The organism is Streptomyces sp. SYP-A7185, from assembly GCF_046103685.1.
GTDB lineage: Bacteria > Actinomycetota > Actinomycetes > Streptomycetales > Streptomycetaceae > Streptomyces.
Window position 1 is genome coordinate 6,723,586 of the sequence record NZ_CP122310.1, and the last position, 19,058, is coordinate 6,742,643.

The 19,058-nt window shown below is 66.8% G+C and carries 12 protein-coding genes and 1 pseudogene; 6 read left to right on the forward strand and 7 right to left on the reverse strand.

All coding sequences use genetic code 11. From position 1 onward, the window contains the following. Positions 1–180: 180 nt before the first annotated feature. The 4 genes from QBL25_RS29670 to QBL25_RS29685 all read left to right on the forward strand — a co-directional run bounded on the left by QBL25_RS29670 (position 181) and on the right by QBL25_RS29685 (position 4,294). Positions 181–660, forward strand: coding sequence for a hypothetical protein (locus QBL25_RS29670; protein WP_409060006.1), 480 nt, complete (start codon positions 181–183; stop codon positions 658–660). A 1,597-nt stretch (positions 661–2,257) separates the two neighbouring features. Continuing rightward, positions 2,258–3,541, forward strand: coding sequence for a S8 family serine peptidase (locus tag QBL25_RS29675; RefSeq protein WP_409060007.1), 1,284 nt, complete (start codon positions 2,258–2,260; stop codon positions 3,539–3,541). 57 nt (positions 3,542–3,598) lie between these two features. After that, entirely contained in the window at positions 3,599–3,937 is a 339-nt protein-coding gene (locus tag QBL25_RS29680; RefSeq protein WP_409060008.1) for a WXG100 family type VII secretion target, read from the forward strand. Positions 3,938–4,015: 78 nt separating this feature from the next. Beyond that, on the forward strand, positions 4,016–4,294 hold the full coding sequence (locus QBL25_RS29685; protein WP_409060009.1) for a WXG100 family type VII secretion target: 279 nt from the start codon (positions 4,016–4,018) through the stop codon (positions 4,292–4,294). Between the two features lie 105 nt (positions 4,295–4,399). Here QBL25_RS29685 and QBL25_RS29690 read toward each other — a convergent pair. From QBL25_RS29690 to eccCa, 6 genes and pseudogenes are all read right to left on the reverse strand, one after another. Then, positions 4,400–4,624: pseudogene (locus QBL25_RS29690) on the reverse strand (DUF397 domain-containing protein); the annotation flags it as partial. A 32-nt stretch (positions 4,625–4,656) separates the two neighbouring features. Next, positions 4,657–5,091, reverse strand: coding sequence for a hypothetical protein (locus QBL25_RS29695; protein ID WP_409060010.1), 435 nt, complete (start codon positions 5,089–5,091; stop codon positions 4,657–4,659). After that, positions 5,081–9,796 (reverse strand): putative T7SS-secreted protein, encoded by a 4,716-nt coding sequence (locus QBL25_RS29700; RefSeq protein WP_409060011.1) that lies wholly within the window; start codon positions 9,794–9,796, stop codon positions 5,081–5,083. The genes QBL25_RS29695 and QBL25_RS29700 overlap by 11 nt, the downstream gene beginning before the upstream one ends. Beyond that, positions 9,796–10,449, reverse strand: a complete 654-nt coding sequence (locus QBL25_RS29705; protein WP_409060012.1) for a hypothetical protein — start codon at positions 10,447–10,449, stop codon at positions 9,796–9,798. Before QBL25_RS29705 ends, QBL25_RS29700 begins: the two co-directional genes overlap by 1 nt. After that, on the reverse strand, positions 10,446–10,946 hold the full coding sequence (locus QBL25_RS29710; protein ID WP_409060013.1) for a hypothetical protein: 501 nt from the start codon (positions 10,944–10,946) through the stop codon (positions 10,446–10,448). The genes QBL25_RS29705 and QBL25_RS29710 overlap by 4 nt, the downstream gene beginning before the upstream one ends. A 39-nt stretch (positions 10,947–10,985) precedes the next feature. After that, positions 10,986–14,960 carry a type VII secretion protein EccCa gene (eccCa, locus tag QBL25_RS29715; protein WP_409060014.1) on the reverse strand — a complete coding sequence of 1,325 codons (3,975 nt, stop codon included), beginning with the start codon at positions 14,958–14,960 and terminating at the stop codon, positions 10,986–10,988. A gap of 352 nt (positions 14,961–15,312) precedes the next feature. Here eccCa and eccD point away from each other — a divergent pair, with 352 nt between their 5' ends. Next, entirely contained in the window at positions 15,313–16,836 is a 1,524-nt protein-coding gene (gene eccD, locus QBL25_RS29720) for a type VII secretion integral membrane protein EccD (protein WP_409060015.1), read from the forward strand. A 17-nt stretch (positions 16,837–16,853) separates the two neighbouring features. Here eccD and QBL25_RS29725 read toward each other — a convergent pair whose 3' ends face one another. Next, positions 16,854–17,150, reverse strand: coding sequence for a DUF397 domain-containing protein (locus QBL25_RS29725; RefSeq protein ID WP_409060016.1), 297 nt, complete (start codon positions 17,148–17,150; stop codon positions 16,854–16,856). A 265-nt stretch (positions 17,151–17,415) separates the two neighbouring features. On the opposite strand from QBL25_RS29725, the gene QBL25_RS29730 reads away from it, so the two are divergent. Further along, positions 17,416–18,879, forward strand: a complete 1,464-nt coding sequence (locus QBL25_RS29730) for a PQQ-binding-like beta-propeller repeat protein (RefSeq protein ID WP_409060017.1) — start codon at positions 17,416–17,418, stop codon at positions 18,877–18,879. Positions 18,880–19,058: the final 179 nt, after the last annotated feature.

The following is a 19,058-nucleotide window of genomic DNA, read 5'->3' on the forward strand; positions in this document are numbered from 1 at the left end:
GGCTGGATTTGGCACCAGCGGGGGCTTCGTCTGTTGGCCACTTCGCAACTGACCTAATGCAAAGTCCAGTTGGCTGTCACGCTCAGTATGACTAGAGTGACGCGTGCGCGATAAGTGACCACCGAGCCACCGCGATCGTGAAGCGATCGGGGCGGGCCGGTAACGGGGAGGGAAGGCATCGTGCTGGCTACAGAGGGGCGCGGAGGTGCGGAGCCGTCGTCGGGCGCCGACCTCAGGGAGGGGCTGGGTGCGCTGAAGGCATTTCGGCAGCGCATCGACACGCTACTGACGGAGTTCGAGGCTTCGGCGGGTGGTTCAAGCAAGGTCGGAGTGCACAAGCTCTCTCGCGGCTCCTTCAGCGGTGAGGGCAGTGCCTTCCCTGCGGCCGACGGTCTGTACTCGCAGTACGACCAAGTACACGAGCGGCTGACCTCGCTGTCCAAGATGCTGGGCGACCAGATCGATGCCATGGGGATCGCCGTGCGCGCGGCGGGTGCTGGCTTCGACGACCTTAACGAGGACCTGAGGCAGCGCTTCTGGGCGATCCAGACCAGGATCGACCGTGACGCGGCTGCCGCTCAACGCGAGGAGAACGGCTTGCCGGATTCGCCTCGTAGCAATGGCGACGACAGCTCTGACTCCGGGTGGCGTGGCCCGTGAGCTTCGAAGGCCACCGCCTCAACGACATGATCGACCTCGTCGAGCAAGCCAAGCCCGCAGACTTGGAGAGCGCGGGAGACGCGCTCAAGAATGCGCGCGATGCCATCGCCGCGGCTGCCAAGGAACTCGACAAGCACATCAAAGGTGCTGACTGGCAGGGCGAGGCGGCGAGCGCGTTCAAAGCGTGGGGCCTGAACCTCGTCAAGGACGCTCATCGGCTCGCCGACTACGCCGACACCGCCGGCGTTCAGATCGCTTCGGCCGGTGCGGGGCTGGCATCTGTCCGTAGCTCCATGCCGCCCCGGGACCAGCGCGCCGATCCGAAGATGCTCGAGGACATCCCCACCCCCAAGCGGGTGGACGGCAATGCGGAGTACGACGCCGCGGCGAAGGCGGAGAACCATCGCCAAGAGGCGATCAACCAGATGAACCGGTTGTCGTCGTTCTACCAGGTGTCGCAGCATTCGATGGCTGGGCAGGAGCCGCCTACGTTTTCGGCGATGCCGAACGTGGGAGTACCGAGGCCGGTGCTCAGCGATGATGGTCTTGGTGGTGGGGGACGTGAGGCGGCGAGTTCCACTGCGCTTCCCGCCGCAGCTCAGGAGAGGACTCCTGGCCCCGTCGACACTGCGATGTCAGACCCCGCACCTTCGGACGACTCCTCGCCGCCCCGGATCGCCGAACGTGGTCCGATCACCGCCCCGGGCGGCTTGAACGTGACCCCGGACCCGTCTGTTGGCACGGAGATTGACAGTGTCGGTACCTTGCCCCCGCAAACCGTCAGTCCGGCACACGGTTCGCCGCCTCCAGGCCCTGGTCCAACGGGTATTGGTGGTGAACCTGTTCCTCCCCTCGGGGGTGGTCTTCGGAACCCTGCGATTAGTGGCCCCGTGACTCGGACCTCAGCACCCGCACGAAGCTCGAAGCTCCCACTACCGGCTCAGGGGCGAACCACGGGTCCGGCTGGACCGGCTGGGGGGCCCGGACGTGCTCCCTCGAGTCCGAGTGGACGCGCAGGGCAGACGGCCACGGGAAGAAGCCTCAGTGGTCCGACGGCAACTGGTCAGCCGCCGCTGGGGCGTGCTGTAACCGGAGGAACACCTCGCCCCAACGAAGGGGTGGGCCCGCGTTCTGGCATGCCCGGGACTGGTGCGGGACGCGCCAATGGCGTTGTTGGGGGGCGGCCTGTCTCTGGCCCGGCGTCGACTTCTAGCAAGTCCGGGATGTCGCGCGGCCCGGTCGTTGGCGCCGAGGGTGCTGGTGGTTCGAGAACCACAGGTGGAGGCGGAAACCAGCGCGGGGTTGTGGGAGCCACACCCCAGGGCCGCCCGGCTAATGGGGGACAGTTGCCTCGCCGATCCACCGCTAATGCAGATGGTGTTGTCGGGGCCCCCAGGGGGCGTGTGCCCACCCGCGGGAGCGGCAAGGACGGTTTCACTGCTGGTGGAGCAGGCTTGGTCCGTGGTTCCGGGAGCAACAGGCAACACTCTGATCTGGACGAAGACGAGGGCTCGCAGCGGCCGGGTCACCTGGTTGAGGACGAGGAAACACATCTGCCCAGCAGCCGGCGGCAAGTACCGCCGGTAATCGACTGATCGTGAGCGAGGACGTGCAGGGCATGGAGCCAAAGTTCGACCGACATGGCCAATGGGTCGAGCCGTTTTCGCGGTCAGCACGGAGATTTGCCGCTCGCGTGGGCTCGACAGTAGGTGTGTTGGCTCTCGTGTCAATCGCGTTGACCCCGAGCGCTGTTGCTGACGATGTTCGGTCTCAACAGTGGCACTTGGATGCCATGGGTGCCGATGACCTGTGGAAAGTCAGCACTGGCAAGGGAATCAAAGTCGCGGTTATCGACACGGGGGTCTCGGAGACGCCTTCCCTTGAAGGCCGCGTTCAGCCGGGCAAGGACCTGACAGACCTGCCTGGTGGGTCCCTGGATGACTACGACAGGCATGGAACCACGATGGCGGAGCTGATCGTGGGATCCGGCCGAGGCGGGGGGATCAAGGGTTTGGCGCCAGGAGCGGAAGTCGTATCCTTCCGCACCAATCTGGGCGACAAGTTCGGTAAAGAGGGTAGCCGGGATGCCGAAGCAATTCGGGCGGCGGCCGACAGTGACGCCCAAATCATCAGCATGTCCTTCGGTTCTGATTACATGTATCCAGAGCAGAAAGAAGCAGTGAAGTACGCTGCCTCGAAGGGCAAATTGATGTTTGCCAGCGTCGGAAATGACAGAGAGAAGAAGAACTTCATCGGGTATCCAGCCGCATACCCGTCTGTCACGGGAGTCTCCGCTGCGGACAAGTCCGGCAAGGTCGCAAAGTTCTCTGAACGCGGTGACTACGTTGACTTGGCGGCCCCAGGCGTAGGTCTTCCTGCCTGGTGCGATGAGACCTTCCGCTCGTACTGTGACGACGGAGACGGAACCAGTGCCGCCACAGCCATCGCCTCCGCCTCCGCCGCCCTGATCTGGTCCAAACACCCCAACTGGACGGCCAACCAGGTCCTACGCGTCCTCATTGACACCGCAGGCCGCGACTGGCCGAAGAACGATCCGAGCATGTACCTCGGTTATGGCCTCATTCGGCCGGCTCCCAACTTGCTCAACGGGAAGGGGAGCCCTGGCCCTGCGGATGTTGACCCTCTCACCAATGAGAAGACGCCCAGTGCCGGCACAGGCAAGGAGGCTTCGGCATCTGCTTCTGCGCCAGCTTCGTCACCGCCCCCGAAGGGGGCGACGGGTGGCGGGGCGGTAGCGGCTTCAAACACTAAGCCCACCCAGAACGACGGTCAGTTGTGGCTGATCGTCGGGTCCATCACCGCAGCCGCAGTGATCGGCGGCAGTGCCTTCGCAGTAATGCGTGCTCGACGCAGAGTCTGAACGCGACGCAGCATCACCCCACGCACATCAACATAGATTCACGAAAGGAGCCCAGCCGTGGCTGAAGGCCAGAAGTTGAACGATGAGCAAGTGGCGCTTCTGAAGAAAGAGATCGTGGGTAAGTACGGATCGGTCCAGCAGCAGCTCAAGCGTCTCCAGGGCACCCTCGACACGATGGAGGCGAACTGGCGTGGCATTGGAGCTCATGCATTCGACAAGAAGCAGACAGAGATCAACGAGCGCATGCAGGTGATCGGCAGGATCCTGGTGGATTTCCTGGACGGCATCAGCGGCAACGAGAAGCTCACAGAGGGACTCGAGGATCAGGTCCGGTCGACGATGGACAGTATCGACGTGCAGTACGGCGGTAAGCAGTCGGCCATCAACAGCTACTGAAGCACTGAGTTCCTCGGGAACGTGTTCCTTGAACGACTGAGAGACGGGGTAGACATGGTAAACGTTCACTATGGCGAGATGGCAGTCAAGTACGGCGGCCTAGACGCCATCACGACTGAACTCGGCAACCAGGCGAAGCAGTTGGAAGCCGATCTCGCGGATATCAAGCGGGCGGTGGCGAAGGTGGCCGAGGGCTGGGAGGGCAAGGCCCACGAGGCGTACGTCCTGCAGCAGCAGGAGTGGGACAAGAACGTCGAGGCCATCCACCGGGCTCTCGTCGAGATCGGCCAGAAGGTCGGCCAGGCCGGCGGTGACTACCGGAGCGGCGACCTGAAGGGCGCCAGCTACTTCCAGTGAGCATCAGCGTCACGCAGCATCGGGGTGGACACGCGCGGGAGGTGTCCACCCCTGTTTGTTGCATGAACGAGGAGCGTGGCGGGAGGACGGTTGGGACGCCTGCCCCGCCCCAGCCCCATGATTCCGAGGCGTAGGCTCCAGATCAAAACCGCCCTCACCGGCCTCCAGTACGAAAGCTCTCCACTTCGCCTCCGTGTACCGCAGCACGGTCGCCGGCTCCGGGGACGACAGCATGGCCGCAGCGCCCAGGGGGAGGTTCGTGATCTCGACGCGCTTTTCGTGCCCTTCCGGGCCAAGCCTGCTGTGCCACTCGACGCCGGAGATGTCGAGGGGCGTAGGAATCTTCCAACAATTTTCCGGGTCTAAGGTTCGTCAGGCCTCGGAAGGCTTTTTAGCCAGGCGCGATAATAGGCTTCTTGTTCGGCAACTGTGCCGACTTTTTCTAGATCGGCGGACGCGAATGTCTCTACAACGGCTGCCATGTCAGTGACTTGCCTTCCCATCTCTCTGATGGTCACTTTGTGCCCTCCCCCCATCTGGATCGCCATGCTGGAGGGGTAGCAGTCTCTCCTTGCGCCGTTGCAGCAGATGCGTACTCCATCCGGCTCACACTCGTTGCGGATTTCAGTCAAGCACTCCCACAAGTTCGCGCCACGCGATTCGTAAACCGTGCCATCGGGATGGGAAATCTTAACCTGGGCCTCATCGGAGGTAAGAGTCCATTCCAGTGAGCAATCGACGAGTTCGAGGCCACGAACCCCGGGTGTGAAGATCTTGATGTCAGCTTCAATGGTCACGAATGTACACCAGCAATTCGTCGTCTAGTTCCCAGAATTCGTCTAGCTTCCACGCTCGAAGGATCCTATCAAACGGGATGTGTCTCTTGAATGCTATCTCTTGCTCGTGAGGAGTTGGATTCAATGGCCCAAGCTCATTGTTTACGTTTATTCCATTTGGCGGTGACTCGATCTCGTAAACGTAACCCCCAGGCCTGCTGAAGCCCAATGCGGTTTGATCGGATCGTGACGTTGAGATGAAGTCGCTCTCCACGTGGTTCACAACGTAATCGTAGAGTGATACATCGCTGCCCGACAGGAAAGAATTGAAGCCGCCTGCTTGTCGGACCTCGTCCACGGATCTCATGTCGCCTCGGTATAGGAGCTCGCCCTCGCGAGGGCATGCATCAGGGGCGAGTCCGAGGCGATCAGTACCGACACTGGGGTTCCTGACGTAAGCGACAGGATTGGGGGCTGGCGCCAGTCCCAATGGGTCGGGGCTGAGGTAGCGAGCAGTCTCGGGGTCGTAATGGCGAAAATAGTTGTAGTGGAGCCCCGTTTCGGGATCGAAGTACTGGCCGGGGAAGCGCAGGGGAGTGTACGCCGTACTGTCGGCACTCCAGGCTGTACTTCCCCATAGTGTGCGTTGCGTACGCCAGGCGATTTGGCCCTGCTCATCCACAAGCTCGCTCGGACCACCGACAAGGTCGGTCACAATGGCGAAGAAGCGGGTGTCTATCTCGTCCTGGGGTGCATCAGCTGCCGTGATGCGCTCGGTTTGGGTGATCGGGCGAGAGCCTCGGTAGTCCCAGGTGAGGCTGACCGGGTTCGGCAGCTCCGGCGCTGTAGTGGTTTGTTCGCAGAGCACTGTGCCGTCCCATGTGAAGACGACTTTTTCGGTGACGGCTGAGCCGTCACCCGTGAGGCGTTGCTTGGCGACGCGGCGGCCGAGGGGGTCGTATTGGTAACGCCACAGTGTTCCGTCGGGAGTGATCACCGACGTCAGGCGGTCCTCCGCATCCCACGAATAGCGCCACGTATCCGGCTTCCGGGAGAGACGTGTCTTCTGGCGCATGACCATGCGGCCAAGAGCATCGTGTTCGTAGCGCACACCACCAGCGCGCGTGATCCGCGTCCCGACGTACTCCCGCCGCCCCGTCGCCTCCTGCCCCGGATGCCCGGCAGGCCAGTCCGCCTCGGTCTGGTTGCCCGATGCGTCGTACGCGTACGTCTCCGTCCAGTTCGCCGCGTGGACCGCCATGACCTGGCCTGCCGCGTCCAGGTCGAAGCTGCGGATGCCGGACAACTGGTCGTCGATGGCGATGAGGTTGCCGTCGGCGCGATAGGTGTATGCGCGGTTCTGGATCGATCGGCCGCCCGATGTGGTGACCGATTGCTCCGTGAGGCGACCCAGTTCGTCGAAGGTTTGGCCCATGAAAAGGGACTCGCCAATGTGACGGGCGAGTTCGCGGCCTGCCGCGTCGTAGGCGAATTCGATGGTGCGGCCGGACGCGATCAGCTGGGTCCGGCGTCCTGCCTCGTCGTAAGTCCACGCGCTGGTGGCCCCAGACGGCGTGGTGCGCGTGGCGCGGCGGCCCAGTTCGTCGTATGTGTATGTGATCTTGCGGTCGTTGACCGTCTCGGATCTGAGCCGACCGTAACGGTCGCGCAGCAGCACGAGAGTGGTGTCCGGGCTTATGGCCTGCGCGAGTTGGTCAGTCAGGTCGTAGCCGAACTCGGTGACCCGGCCGTCCGCGTCCTTGCGTGTGACCTGGCCGAGTGAGTTCCGCTCGAAGGAAACCGTCTGCCCGATGGCGTTCGTGCGCGAGGACAGCTGCCCGGCGCTGTCGTACGCGTACGACAGCGCCCGGTCGTCGAAGTCCGTTTCCCATGTCAGGCGGCCGGCCGGGTCGTATGCGTAATTCCAGGTCAGGCCCTGAGGGTTGGTCACCTCAGTGAGGCGCAGCTCCTTATCGTGGGTGAACTCGTGGCGCACCCCGTCTGGACCCGTCCGGGCGGACAGTACGTCGAAGTGGGAGTACTCGTAGCAGGAGACGCCACCCATCGCGTCGGTGTGGGTGGTGCAGTTACCCTCACCGTCGTACACCCAGGACTCGACCGTCCCGTCGGGTCCCGTACGCCGGGCCAACTGCCCCTCGACAGTCCATTCCAGCCGCGTCGTTGTGCCCATCGCGTCCGTGATCGTGTCAGGCCTGCCGAAGGCGTCACGCTGGTAGCGGGTCACCGAGCCGAGCGGGTCGGTGATCTCGACAGGGAGTCCCGCCGGGTCGCACCGAACCATCGTCACATTGCCGAGCGGGTCCGTGACCGCTGCGAGGCGGCCCCCCTCGTCATACGCGTAGTGCGTCGTCTGGCCCGAAGGACTGGTCACCGTCGTGCGGTTGCCGCGCTCGTCGTAGGACTGCCTCCAGGTTGTTCCGTCAGGATTCACCACCTTCACAGGCAGTCCGAGGTCGTTGTACTCGGAACTCGCCTCACGTCCGTCCGGGCGTACGGCTGTGCGCAGGTTGCCTGCCGAGTCGTAACTGAGTGACGTGGTGCGGCCCAGTGGGTCGGTACGCGAGAGCAGGCGGTTGTAGTGGTCGCGCTCGTAGCGAGTGACCGCGCCGAGCGGGTCGATGTCGGCGACCACCTGCCAGGCGTCATTGATCAGGAAGCGCCGGGTGTGGCCCTCGCCGGTGGTGGTCGTCGTGACTCTCAGCCCGGTTTCGGGGTCCGTCGTGTCATAGGTGAGGCGCAGGCTCATATGGCCTTCGGAGCCACCCTCGGCAACGCACCTGTTCTGATCGTCGTACGCGTAGGTGTAACTGCGGTCGTTCGTGTCCGTCCACGAGGTGACCCGGCCCGACTCGTCGTACGCGAAACGGAGTGGCAGGCCGGAGGAGTTGACGACCTCGGTGAGATGGCCGTCGGTGTATCGGTAGCGGATCAGTTCCTGATCTGAACCATCAGCAGCCGCGCCAGCCAGGTACAGGGCCGTGACGCGGTTGCCCTCCGTGGTGAGCTTCAGGTGGTAGCCGCCGCTGTGCACCAAGGACCGCGGCGCACCGTCGGCGTCGTACTCGAACGTCAACCAGTTGCCGTTGTGGTCGTCGATCTGCTCCAGGACTGCCAGGCCCTCGCACCGGTCGGCGAAATGCCACTTCCGCAGGGTTGCCGGATCGGTGATCGTGTAGCCGCCTTCCGCACGGTCCAGCGGCCACCGCGGGCCGTGGCTCGGCAGAGTCGGCAGGCCGGGCGCGGGGTGCGGGTAGGCGAGCAGGAGGCCGTCCTCGGTGACGAAGACGACACCCTCGACGTCGATCTCGAGGCGTTGGTCGATCGTTGACGACCAAGAGGGCCCGAACCAATGGCCCAGCCGGTAGCCGGACTCCACCCTGCGCTTGAAGAGCAGAGGCAGGGCGCCGGGCAGTGCCACGTCCGTCTGGGGCAGGTACATCTTTCCGGTCGCGAGGTCGACCGGGTCTGTTCCCCGGCTCTCCACGCCCTCCCGCCGAGAGGGCCTCGCGGGGTCTTCGCCGACAGCCTCACGGGCCTCCCGCCGTACACCCGACTCCGCCGCGTCTCGCGCTGCGCCCTTGACCCCCTGCGCCGCTCCGGACCGTGCCGCTCCGCGTGCGAAACCGGCGCCCTTCGCCCCGACCAGCTCCGGCAGCATCCGGCCCCCGAACTCGGACGGGTCCTTCTTGAAGCTCTCGTACGCATCCTTCGCCGCACGGTCGGGGTGCGTCGCCGTGGACGCGAGCCCGGCCAGGGTCAGGTTCACGTTCTCTACGTAGGCTGCGGGGTGCGTGACGTTGTACGGGTCGATCGGGTTCAGACCGCGTGCAAAATTGACCAGGCCTCCTGTCCCTTTCAGCGCTCCGCCCATGACGTGCTGCAGTTCGGTCTGCTGCGTTTTGAGGCCGTCGACGGAGTTGGACTTCAACCGGTCCAGCGGCGGTGGTTCGGCCGGAGCGTGCGCCAGCGCGGCCTTGACCGTGGACTCCGCCGACTGGCCCGCTTCATTGCGCTGGCGACGGGCATCGGTGAGGATCTCGCGGGCCAGTTCGAGGTCGGCCTTCCCCGGGTCCTTGAACGGCTCCGGCTGTGGGCCCGGTTCCTTGTCGGCCTTGATCGCGGCGTTGTAGGCATCGACCCGCTTGTTGTACGCCTCCACAGCTGACTCGGTGGCTTGCCGACTCTTCTTGTACAGGTCGATCGCGTCCTGTGCCTGGCTCTGTGCCCACTTGACCGTGTCCGCGTACTTTTCCAGGGCTTCACCGGCACTTCCGCAAGCGTCCGCCGCGTGCAGCCACTTGACCGGGTGCACGGCGAACTTCTCGCGGAAAGTCTTGGCCGCCTCGCCCTTCCAGTGCGAGGAGTCCAGCCTGCGCATGCCCTGACCGACTTTGTCGAAGGCCTTGTGGAAGTCCTTCAGATGCTTCGCGCTCTGCCGGATTGTCCCGGGGCTGCCGTGGATGAGTTCATCGGCCTGCTCGGTCTCGCCGAGTTGTCGTTCGTCGACCTCCGCGCCCAGGGAGGACGCGACGCCACCACCGACGTCCTTGACGAAGTCCGCGGCACCGTCCGCGCCGATGTGATCGAGACCGTCGGCCAGTTTGTCGGAGCCCCACTCGACGCCTTCACCGACCGCCTTCTTGGTCGTGTCCCAGCCGTCCTCCAGTTTTCCCAGACCGGAGTTGACGACATCACCTATACCCATCAGCCCGTGCCCCCGCCTTGCTGAGTCTGCTGCTGTGCGTCAGCACGGGCACGCTCCTCGGGCGAAGGGCCGAAGCCCTCGTCCAGCAGGGCCTCGTACTGCTCGTCGGTCATTCCGGCTGCTCGCTGAGCGCTGTCCGGGCCGAACATGTCCGAAGTCAGTACATCCCGGCCGGCGTCCTTGTAGCCCTGCTCGATGTTGTCCCCCGCCTTGTCGAAGGATTCTTCGCTGTAGTCGGGGTTGGCGAGGGCGTGGTTGTCGGCCAGCTCACCCCAACTCATCCGGGTGACCTCGTCCTCGGTCGCGTACGGATTGCCGCCAATCGAGTTCGCCAACACTTTCAGCGATCCGCCCACATACTGCTCGGTCTCGTACATCGTCCCCGCCGTGAGACCCACTCCCAGCGCGAAGTCGTTCCCGGCCGCAACCAGGGAGCGCACCCCCCACTCCCAGCGCTCACAGAACGAATCGAACGCCGATGTGAGCCCGCCGTGGCCCAGTTCAAGACCCGTCAGAGCGACCTTCTGAAAACCGCGACCGGCACTGGCCGCACCGATCGGACCGAGCTCCTTGAGCTCTTCCAGAGTCAGGTTGATCCCTTGGGCGATCAGGTTCAGGCCGCCTGTTGCCAGATCGGACTGGTCGTCACTCACTGTCCACTCTCCCCGTATTCATCCGCGTACTCGTCGGCATCCACCGCGACCGCGGCAGGGACAACCCCCAGCACCGGCGGAAGCAGCACCTCATCGCCTTCGCTTCCTACGTCCAAGGCCACACCGCAGGGAGAGTCGACCGCCGGCACGATCCCGTCCAGCAGACGGGCGCCGAGCAGGCGTTGGTACTCCCACTCGCGAGCACCGGCCCCGCGCATGAGCGCGAACCGGGCCAGCGCCTCCTCGTCCGAGAAGGCGTAGATCCATCGGACGCCGTTGAAATCCGCGGTGAGCGGGCACGCGTCCTCACCTAGCGGAAGCAGCACGGCAGTGCGCCGGAACTCACCGAGCAGAGCGGCGAACTCCCGGCGTATTCGGAGGCTGTCGTCCCGCGCATCAGGCACGACAGCCGAAGGCACGGTCATGTCTGCCAGATCCGCGAGGCGGGATCGTCGACCGTTCCCCGGCCGACTCCCTTCCCCGTATTCGTCGATCATGGTTGGAATCCTCGTACGGTCGGGAAGTGGCGGTAAAACTCAGAACTCCCCAGCCACCAACCCCGTCTGCACCAACGGCTTCCCCCGCCGTCGTGACACGAAGGTCCCCCGGCCCGCCGGCATCGGCCGTGGTCGTACGCCGCCCAGGATGTCGCCCTCGCCCGGGTCTCCGGCCAGCACCACGCCCTGGGCGCCCAGCTCCTTCATCCGCTGCATGAAGGGTTCGTACGCCGCTCGTCCCGCTCCCGCCGTCGACCGCGCGATGATGAAGCGGACGCCGACATCCCGTGCGAAAGGGAGCAGCTCGGTGAGCTGGCCCAGTGGGTTGCCGCTGGAGGTGGAGACCAGGTCGTAGTCGTCGACGATCACGTAGACCGTCGGGCCCCGCCACCAGCTGCGGTCGCGGAGCTGCTGGGCGGTGACGTCCGCCGTGGGCGTGCGGCGGTTCATCAGGTCGGCTAGGGCCGTCATGTGGTGGTCCATGGCGTTCGACATGGGGATGTACTCGGCCAGGTGCGAGGCCGGGGTCACGCCGAGGAGCGAGCGGCGGTTGTCGACCACGAAGAGCTTGCACTCGTCGCCGCTGTAGCGCTCGGTGAGGCGGGTGATCAGCAGGCGCAGCAGGTTCGACTTGCCCGACTCGCTCTCGCCGAAGACGAAGAAGAACGGGTCCTGCTCGAAGTCCACGAAGACCGGTTCGAGGTTGGTCTCGTCGAGGGCGAAGGACACGCCTCGGTTCGGGAAGACGTTGCCCGGCGGGAGCTGCTCGGAGGGGAGTTCCCTCGGCAGCAGGCGGACCTCCGGGGCGCCCGGTTCCGTCCAGTGGCGGGACACCTCGGCCGTCAGGGTCGACGTGGCATCGGCGAGGTCCGTGTCGGACGACAGGCCGTCGACGCGCGGCACCGCCGCCATGAAGTGCTGCTTCTGCGGAGTCTGGCCCCGGCCGGGCACCCCTGCCGGGACGTTGGCGGCGATCTTGCGGTCGAACTCCGAGTCCATGGTGTCGCCCAGGCGGAGCTCCAGGCGGTTCATGAGGTGGTCCTTGAGGTTCGACCGGACCTCCATCGACCTCGACGCGCTCAGGACCAGGTGGACGCCGTAGCCGAGGCCGCGCGCCGCGATGTCGAGCACCGCCGGCTCCAGGCCCTCGTACTCCGATCGGAAGTTGCCCCACCCGTCGATGATCAGGAAGACGTCGCCCCACGGCTGGTCGGTCACCGTGATCTCACCGCGCGCCCTGCGCGTCCGGAAGTCGGCGATCGAGGGGATCCCGGACGTGCGGAAGTACTCCTCCCGGCGCGTCATCACGCCGTACACCTCGGCGACCGTGCGCCGCACCCGCTCGGGGTCGAGACGGGAGGCGACCCCGCCGACGTGGGGGAGTCCGGCCACGGACGACATTCCGCCGCCGCCGAAGTCCAGCCCGTAGAGCTGCACCTCGTGCGGAGTGTGTGTGAGCGCGAACGACGCCATCAGTGAACGCAGCAGGGTCGACTTCCCGGACTGCGGGCCACCGACGATCTGCATGTGGCCAGCCGCGCCCGAGAAGTCGCACCACAGCGGGTCACGACGCTGCTCGTACGGTTTGTCGACCAGGCCGAGGGGGACGACGAGTCGTCCGGCTCCCTCGTAGCCCGGCTGAGTGAGCCCACGCCCCGGCACGGCCGCGAGCCCCGGCAGCAGCTGGTCCAGGGACGGTGGGCTGTCCAGCGGCGGCAGCCACACCTGATGGGCGGAGGGGCCCTGCGCCTCCAGCCGGCGCACGATGACGTCGAGGACCGTGTCGGCCAGTGCGTCGTCGGGGTCGGTCCCGGGCCGGGGGCGCGGCTCCGGAACCGCCGCGGCGGCATAGCGCACGGGCACCTCGGCCGCCGTGAACAGCACAGGGCGGCGGTCCACCGGCCGCGGCCCGCCCAGCGCCGCGGCCTGCTCCGATCCCGAGCGGTACACCCCGGATACGTACGCCGCCTTGAAGCGCACCATCTCGTCCGTGCCGTACTTCAGGTATCCGGAACCGGGCACGTTCGGCAGCTGGTACGCGTCCGGCACGCCGAGCGCCGCTCGCGACTCGGCGGCGGAGAACGTCCGCAGGCCGACGCGGTACGAGAGGTACGTCTCCAGGCCGCGCAGCCGGCCCTCCTCCAGACGCTGCGAGGCCAGCAGCAGGTGCACGCCCAGAGAGCGGCCGATGCGGCCGATCTGCACGAACATCTCGATGAAGTCCGGCTTGGAGGTGAGCAGTTCGCTGAACTCGTCGATGACCAGGACCAGGGACGGAATCGGCTGGAGCGGGGCCCCTGCCGCGCGCGCCCTCTCGTAGTCGTGGATGTTGGCGTAGTTGCCCGAGTCGCGCAGCAGCTCCTGGCGCCGGTTGAGCTCGCCGCGGATGGAGTCGCCCATGCGGTCGACGAGCGTCAGGTCGTCCGCCAGGTTGGTGATCACGGCGGCGACGTGCGGCATCTGCGCCATCCCCGCGAAGGTCGCACCGCCCTTGAAGTCGGCGAGGACGAAGTTCAGGCTCTCGGAGGAGTGGGTCACGGCGAGACCGAGCACCAGCGTGCGCAGCAGCTCCGACTTGCCGGAGCCGGTCGCTCCCACGCACAGACCGTGCGGGCCCATGCCCTCCTGCGCCGCTTCCTTGAGGTCCAGCATCACGGGACGGCCGTCCTCGCCGACGCCGATCGGGACACGCAGCCGTTCCGCCTGCGCACGCGGACGCCACGTCCGCTTCGTGTCCACCGAGTTGGCGTCACCCAGGCTGAGCAGGTCCGTGAACTCCAGGTTGGCCAGGAGAGGCTCGTCGTCGTCCCCGCCCGATGCCACCCGCAGGGGGGCCAGCTGCCGGGCCAGTGCCTCGGCGGCTTCGTAGGAGAGGAGATCGGGCGTGCCCTCGTACACGAGGCCGTGCCCGGACTCGATGCGCAGCGCCTTCGGCTGCACGACGACGGACAAGCCGCCGCGCCCACCGGTCAGTTCCCCCGGTACGACCTCCACGACCGTCACGCCCTGGAGTCCTTCCGGGGACGCGAGGACCGACATGGGAGGCAGTGAAAGACCATCGAGTACGACGACGACGTGCGGCTCGTCCGGCACATGTGCTCCACCGGGGTGGAAGCGGGGGCGGCCCTGTAGTCGGGCGGAGAGCATGGACTCGAGCTCGATCGGGTCACCGGTGATCAGGCGCCGGCTGCCCGCACCGTCCGCGGTGCCCTGGGTCTGGCAGTGCGGGAGCCACTTGGACCACTCCCATTCCGGAGCGGCCCCCCTCCCCACCGCGACGGCGATCACCAGGTCCTGGGGGGAGTGCAGCGAAGCGAGCGAACCGGTCAGCGCCCGGGCAGCTGCCCGTACGGTGTCCGGATCACCGCTGACCGTCACATGGTAGAAGGCGCGCAGAGAGATCGCCATCGGCAGGTCTTCCAGCGTGCTGTGTGCGGCGAGGAAGCGCTGCATCGCCCCCGCGGTGAGCGGTTCCAGTTCGTCCACCGGAGCGGTCTCCGGCGGGACGAGCGGGGTGGCGAGCGACTGCGGGCCGAGCCCGACGCGCACCTGCCCGAAGTCCTCGTCCCCCGTGCGGCGTTCCCAGACCCGGCTGCCCTCGGCGACCAGGGCCCACAGCTGCTCGGGGGAGGGATGGAGGTAGTACTGGGCGTCACGCTGGGCCCGTGCGGTCTCCAGGGCCTTGCGCCGGGTCTGCTTCAGGTAGCGGAGGTAGTCGCGCCGCATGTCGGCCAACTGTCCCTGCGTTCCGCGCCGGTAGCGGATCAGCATCGCGACGGACATCGCCACCGTCGACGCGACCATCACCATGCCCATGATCTTCATGAACGGATGCGAACTGGGCATGAAGAAGAACACGACGGACCCGCCCATGCCCAGCATGGGAAGGAGCTGCATCATCGCGCCCTCCTGCTGCCCACGCGGCAGTTCGGGCGGCGGCTGCAGCACGACCTCTTCGGTGGGCACCTGAGACGGCAGAGCCCGAGGTGGGCGCTTCACGACGATGTGGCTCACTACGCACCAATTCCCCTACAGGGCCGAGGTGTTCCGTCCGCCGCCCCGTTTCAGGCGGACGCAGGCCGCTGTGTGATCCTACTGATACGGGTGGTGACCGGTCGGCGGTAGGGTGCCGATGTGCGCGTGAGCACCTGCTAATCCGGCCGAAGAACCGCCCGTGCAACAGGCCGATGAATCGGTGCATTTAGCGGTATGTGGTGAGGACCGCCACCAAGAATCAGCCAGCTGGATCCGATCGCGCCGCGAGGCACCGCACGATGCGGCACAGTCGGCGGCGCGCTGCGCACGCGACACCAGCACCACTGATGCCATCACCATCAGGACCACAGCATGGAGGGGGAGCAGCAAGGTGAGCATGACGGCCTCCGCGACGGCCACCGGATCGGGCCGGCCCGGCCAGGGGACACCTCCGGGGCCCGCCTCCGGAACCGGCGCGGGATTCGGCTTCTGCCGGGTCACCATCGTCGCGCCCGACAGCCGGATCGACGTGGCGCTGCCCGACGACATCCCCGTCGCCGACATCTACCCGGAGATCCTGCGGCTGTCCCGGCAGAGCCCGGCCGAAGGCGCCCCCGTCGGCTACCACCTCGTACGCCGTGACGGCGCCGTCCTGGACAGCGCCCGGTCCTTCGCGGCGCAGCGCATCCTCGACGGTGAGCTCCTGACTTTGCGTCCGTTCTCGGAGTCGTTGCCGCCCGCCGTCTTCGACGACGTGTCCGAGGCCGTCGCCTCCGCGGTGACACGCGATCGCACACTGTGGGACGGCGACTCGACGCGCGTGGCGGGGCTCATCGGCGGCGCCGTGCTGCCGGCCCTCATCGCCTTCGTGGCCTGGACCGCGGAACCCCGCCACGACATGCACAGCCTGCCGGGCATCCTCGCCGCCGTCGCGGGCCTGCTGCTGCTCACGCTCGCCTGCGTGCGTGCGCGGATCTACGACGACCGGGCCTCGGCCATCGCTCTCGGTCTCGGCGCCCTGCCGAACGTGGCCGTCGCCGGCTCCGGACTGCTGCCCCTGACCGAAGGCCAGGGCATCGGCAGACTCCAGTTCCTGCTCGCCTGCACGGCCGTGCTCATCGCCTCGGTGATCCTCACTCTGGTGTCGCCGCGCGGGGACGGCCCGTTCGTGGCCTTCGTCTTCGCCTCCGCCGTCGGTCTGCTCACGGTGTTCATCGCGACGCTCAGCAGCCTGGAGCCGATCGAGACCGCGGCGCTCTGTGCCCCGCTCTCCGTCGGAGCTCTCGCGTTCCTGCCGGGGTTGTCCATGCGGTTCGCCCGTATCCCCATCGGCTTCGAGTCGCCGCACGCCGCACGCAACGAGTACGGCGCCGAGCCCGAGCCGCAGCAGCCGGTCGACGCCGAGCGCATCGCCGCCCAGGCCCGCCGCGGCCATGAACTGCTCGTCGGCCTGGTGGGCGGCTGCGCCCTGGTGTCCTTCGGCGCGGCCGCGGTGCTCGGTTTCTCCGACGATGTCTGGGGGCAGCTGCTCGCCCTCGCCACCGGCATCGGGATGCTGATGCGCGCCCAGCTCTTCCGCTACACGGCACAGGTCGCCTCCACGCTGGCCGCGGGCCTGGGGGCACTCGTGCTGCTCGGCCTCGGCCTCTGCCTCAACCCGCCGCACGCGTTGATGCGCGATGCCCTGCTCGGCGACAGTTCGGCCCTCAACGTACGGACGCTGTGGCTGATCGCGGCGATCGCGGCCGCCTCCGTGTTGGTCACCGCCGTAGGCCTGATCACGTCACGCCGAGGAGTCACCCCCTTCTGGGGGCGTTTCACGGAGATCGCGGAAGGCTTCGTCCTGTTGACGCTGGTCCCGCTGACCCTGGCGGTGTTCGACGTGTACGCCTCGGCGCGCGCTCTGACCAGCTGACAACCGCGCTCCGAGCGTCAGACCGCTTCCCGGCCGCCCTCGCTCGATGCCGGTTCCAGGTCGAACTCCCCGTCCCGGGCTCCGAGAACGAAGGCGCGCCATTCCGCCTCGGTGTAGCGCAGGACCGTCTCGGGCTCGAGGGACGATCTCATGGCCACGGCGCCGTCCGGCAGGTACGCGATCTCGACCCGCTCCTCGTGTGCCTCGGTGCCCGGTGCGCCGTGCCACTCCACGCCGGAGATGTCGAGAGCGTAGAGCTCGTTCTTCTCGCGCTCTTTGCGAGCCTGGACGTCCTCGTGCTGTGCCTCGGCCATGGCGCGACGGCCCCTTCCACCTGAGCGAACCAACCGTGCGCTCAGACTACTTGGCAGGCCGGGAGGTACGCAGCGCAATGGCCTCGTCACCCGGGGTACGACGCGACGCCCCATCGAGCCCGACCCAGCCAGATCCCAGCCCGACCCGAGCCAGACCCGAGCCCGACCCGAGCCAGAAAGGCCCTGCCGCGTGAGCTACGGCCCACCCCATTCCCCCTTTACTCAGTCCGTTCTGAGCGCCGAGAGGGAGAGCAAGAAGCGTCGCGTGAGGGCGCTGGCCGTTCTGCTGGCAGTGGTTCTCTGCGTGGGCAGCGGTGTCGTCTGGGCGGTGGCCGACGACGACCAGCCGCAGGCGACGAAGCCGGCCGCCGTACGCCAGGCGCCGGACGAGATCCGGGACACCGTCGAGAAGGCTCCTCGGAGCCCCGAGGCCAACCTCGCGGTCGACTACAACGAAAAAGAGTTCAAGAAGAGGTTCGGGCGCGAGACCGTCCACGCGCCCGGCGCGTGGGCGACGGAGAACCACTTCGTCCGGGGGACCGGCAGCACGCTCAAGGGCTTCAAGTTCGGCACGTTCGAAGAGGACTGGTCCACCGAGATGACCGGCCCGATCTGCGACACCACCCGTCACGTCACCGCCGACGGACGCACGGCCGTCCTCCTCCAGGGAAAGACGGACAAGCCCAAGCCCAAGGACAAGGCCAAGCCCAAGGGCAAGGCCAAGCCCAAGAAAGACAAGAAAGCCAAGAGCAAGAGCCCCAAAGCCGACGACCCCGCCAAGGACCTCTGCGACGAGCTTGCCTTCTTCGACCTGGACACCGGCAAGAAGCTCTGGCAGGTGAAGCTGCCCGACGCCAAGGGAGCCTTCGCGCCGCACACCAACGTGACCATGACCCGCGGCACCGTCGCCGTGGCCTGGGGGAGCGGCTCTGTCGCGTACGACATGAAGCGCGGGCGGCAGCTCTGGACGAGCGCGGCCGCCGCGGAGTGCCGGGACCTCGGCTTCGCGGGCGGGCGCGACCTCCTCGCCCTCGCTCGGTGCGGGGGCACCGACGGGCCGCGGTTCACGGTGCAGAAGGTGCGGCCCGGGACGGGCAAGGCGGAGTGGACCTACAAGGTGGCGCGTGGTGTCGAGCACGTCTACCTGGTGTCGTCCGACCCCGCGGTGCTCGCCGTCTCGACCGCCGGCACCGCCGTCACGGACTTGATCACCCTCGATGACCGGGGCCGCCACCGGACCGCGATCGACATGCCGGAAGACCGCTTCGTCGACCGTTGCCACAAGCCGCTCTTCGGGGCCGTGGAGACGTGTGACGCGATCGTGGTCGGGCGTGACCAGCTCTTCCTGGCGGCCGCGAAGGAGTCGCCCGCGGACCACTGGATCGTCTCGTACGACCTCGGCACCGGGAAGACGGTCAAGAAGTTCGACTCGAAGGCGGGCCGGCCGATGTACCCCTTGCGGGTGAGCGGCGGCAAGCTGCTCGCGTTCCGGCCGAGCGGCGACGGCGTCTCGCCGGCCGCCGTGGTGAGCCTCGACCCGCGTACGGGCAAGGAGAGCCCGTATCTTCTCTTCGGCATGCCGGACCGCATCGGGATGGAGGATCCGGCGAGGACCGAGATCATCGTCGAGCACGGCCGGGTCTTCTTCGCCCCCCGGGAGCTGTCCGCGCAGGACAGTGGACCCTGGAAGGGCACGGCCTTGAGCGCGCTGGGAGTCGAGGGCTCCTAGGGCGGAGCCAAGCGCCCTGTCGGTCGTCCACGACCCGGCTGGTACGCTGTGTGACGGCCGTATGTGTACGCGCCCCCGGACCCCCCCAGATCGGACCCCCGGTCGAGGGACTGGAGGCAGCGCCCAGCGGACCTCGCCTCCCGAGTTGTGGAAGCTCCCCTGCGATGTAGACCAGGGGC

Coding starts and splice junctions, on each gene's coding strand:
- QBL25_RS29725 (WP_409060016.1), bottom strand. CDS start 17,150: ATGGCCGAGGCACAGCACGAGGACGTCCAGGCTCGCAAAGAGCGCGAG.
- QBL25_RS29685 (WP_409060009.1), top strand. CDS start 4,016: ATGGCAGTCAAGTACGGCGGCCTAGACGCCATCACGACTGAACTCGGC.
- QBL25_RS29710 (WP_409060013.1), bottom strand. CDS start 10,946: ATGATCGACGAATACGGGGAAGGGAGTCGGCCGGGGAACGGTCGACGA.
- QBL25_RS29700 (WP_409060011.1), bottom strand. CDS start 9,796: ATGGGTATAGGTGATGTCGTCAACTCCGGTCTGGGAAAACTGGAGGAC.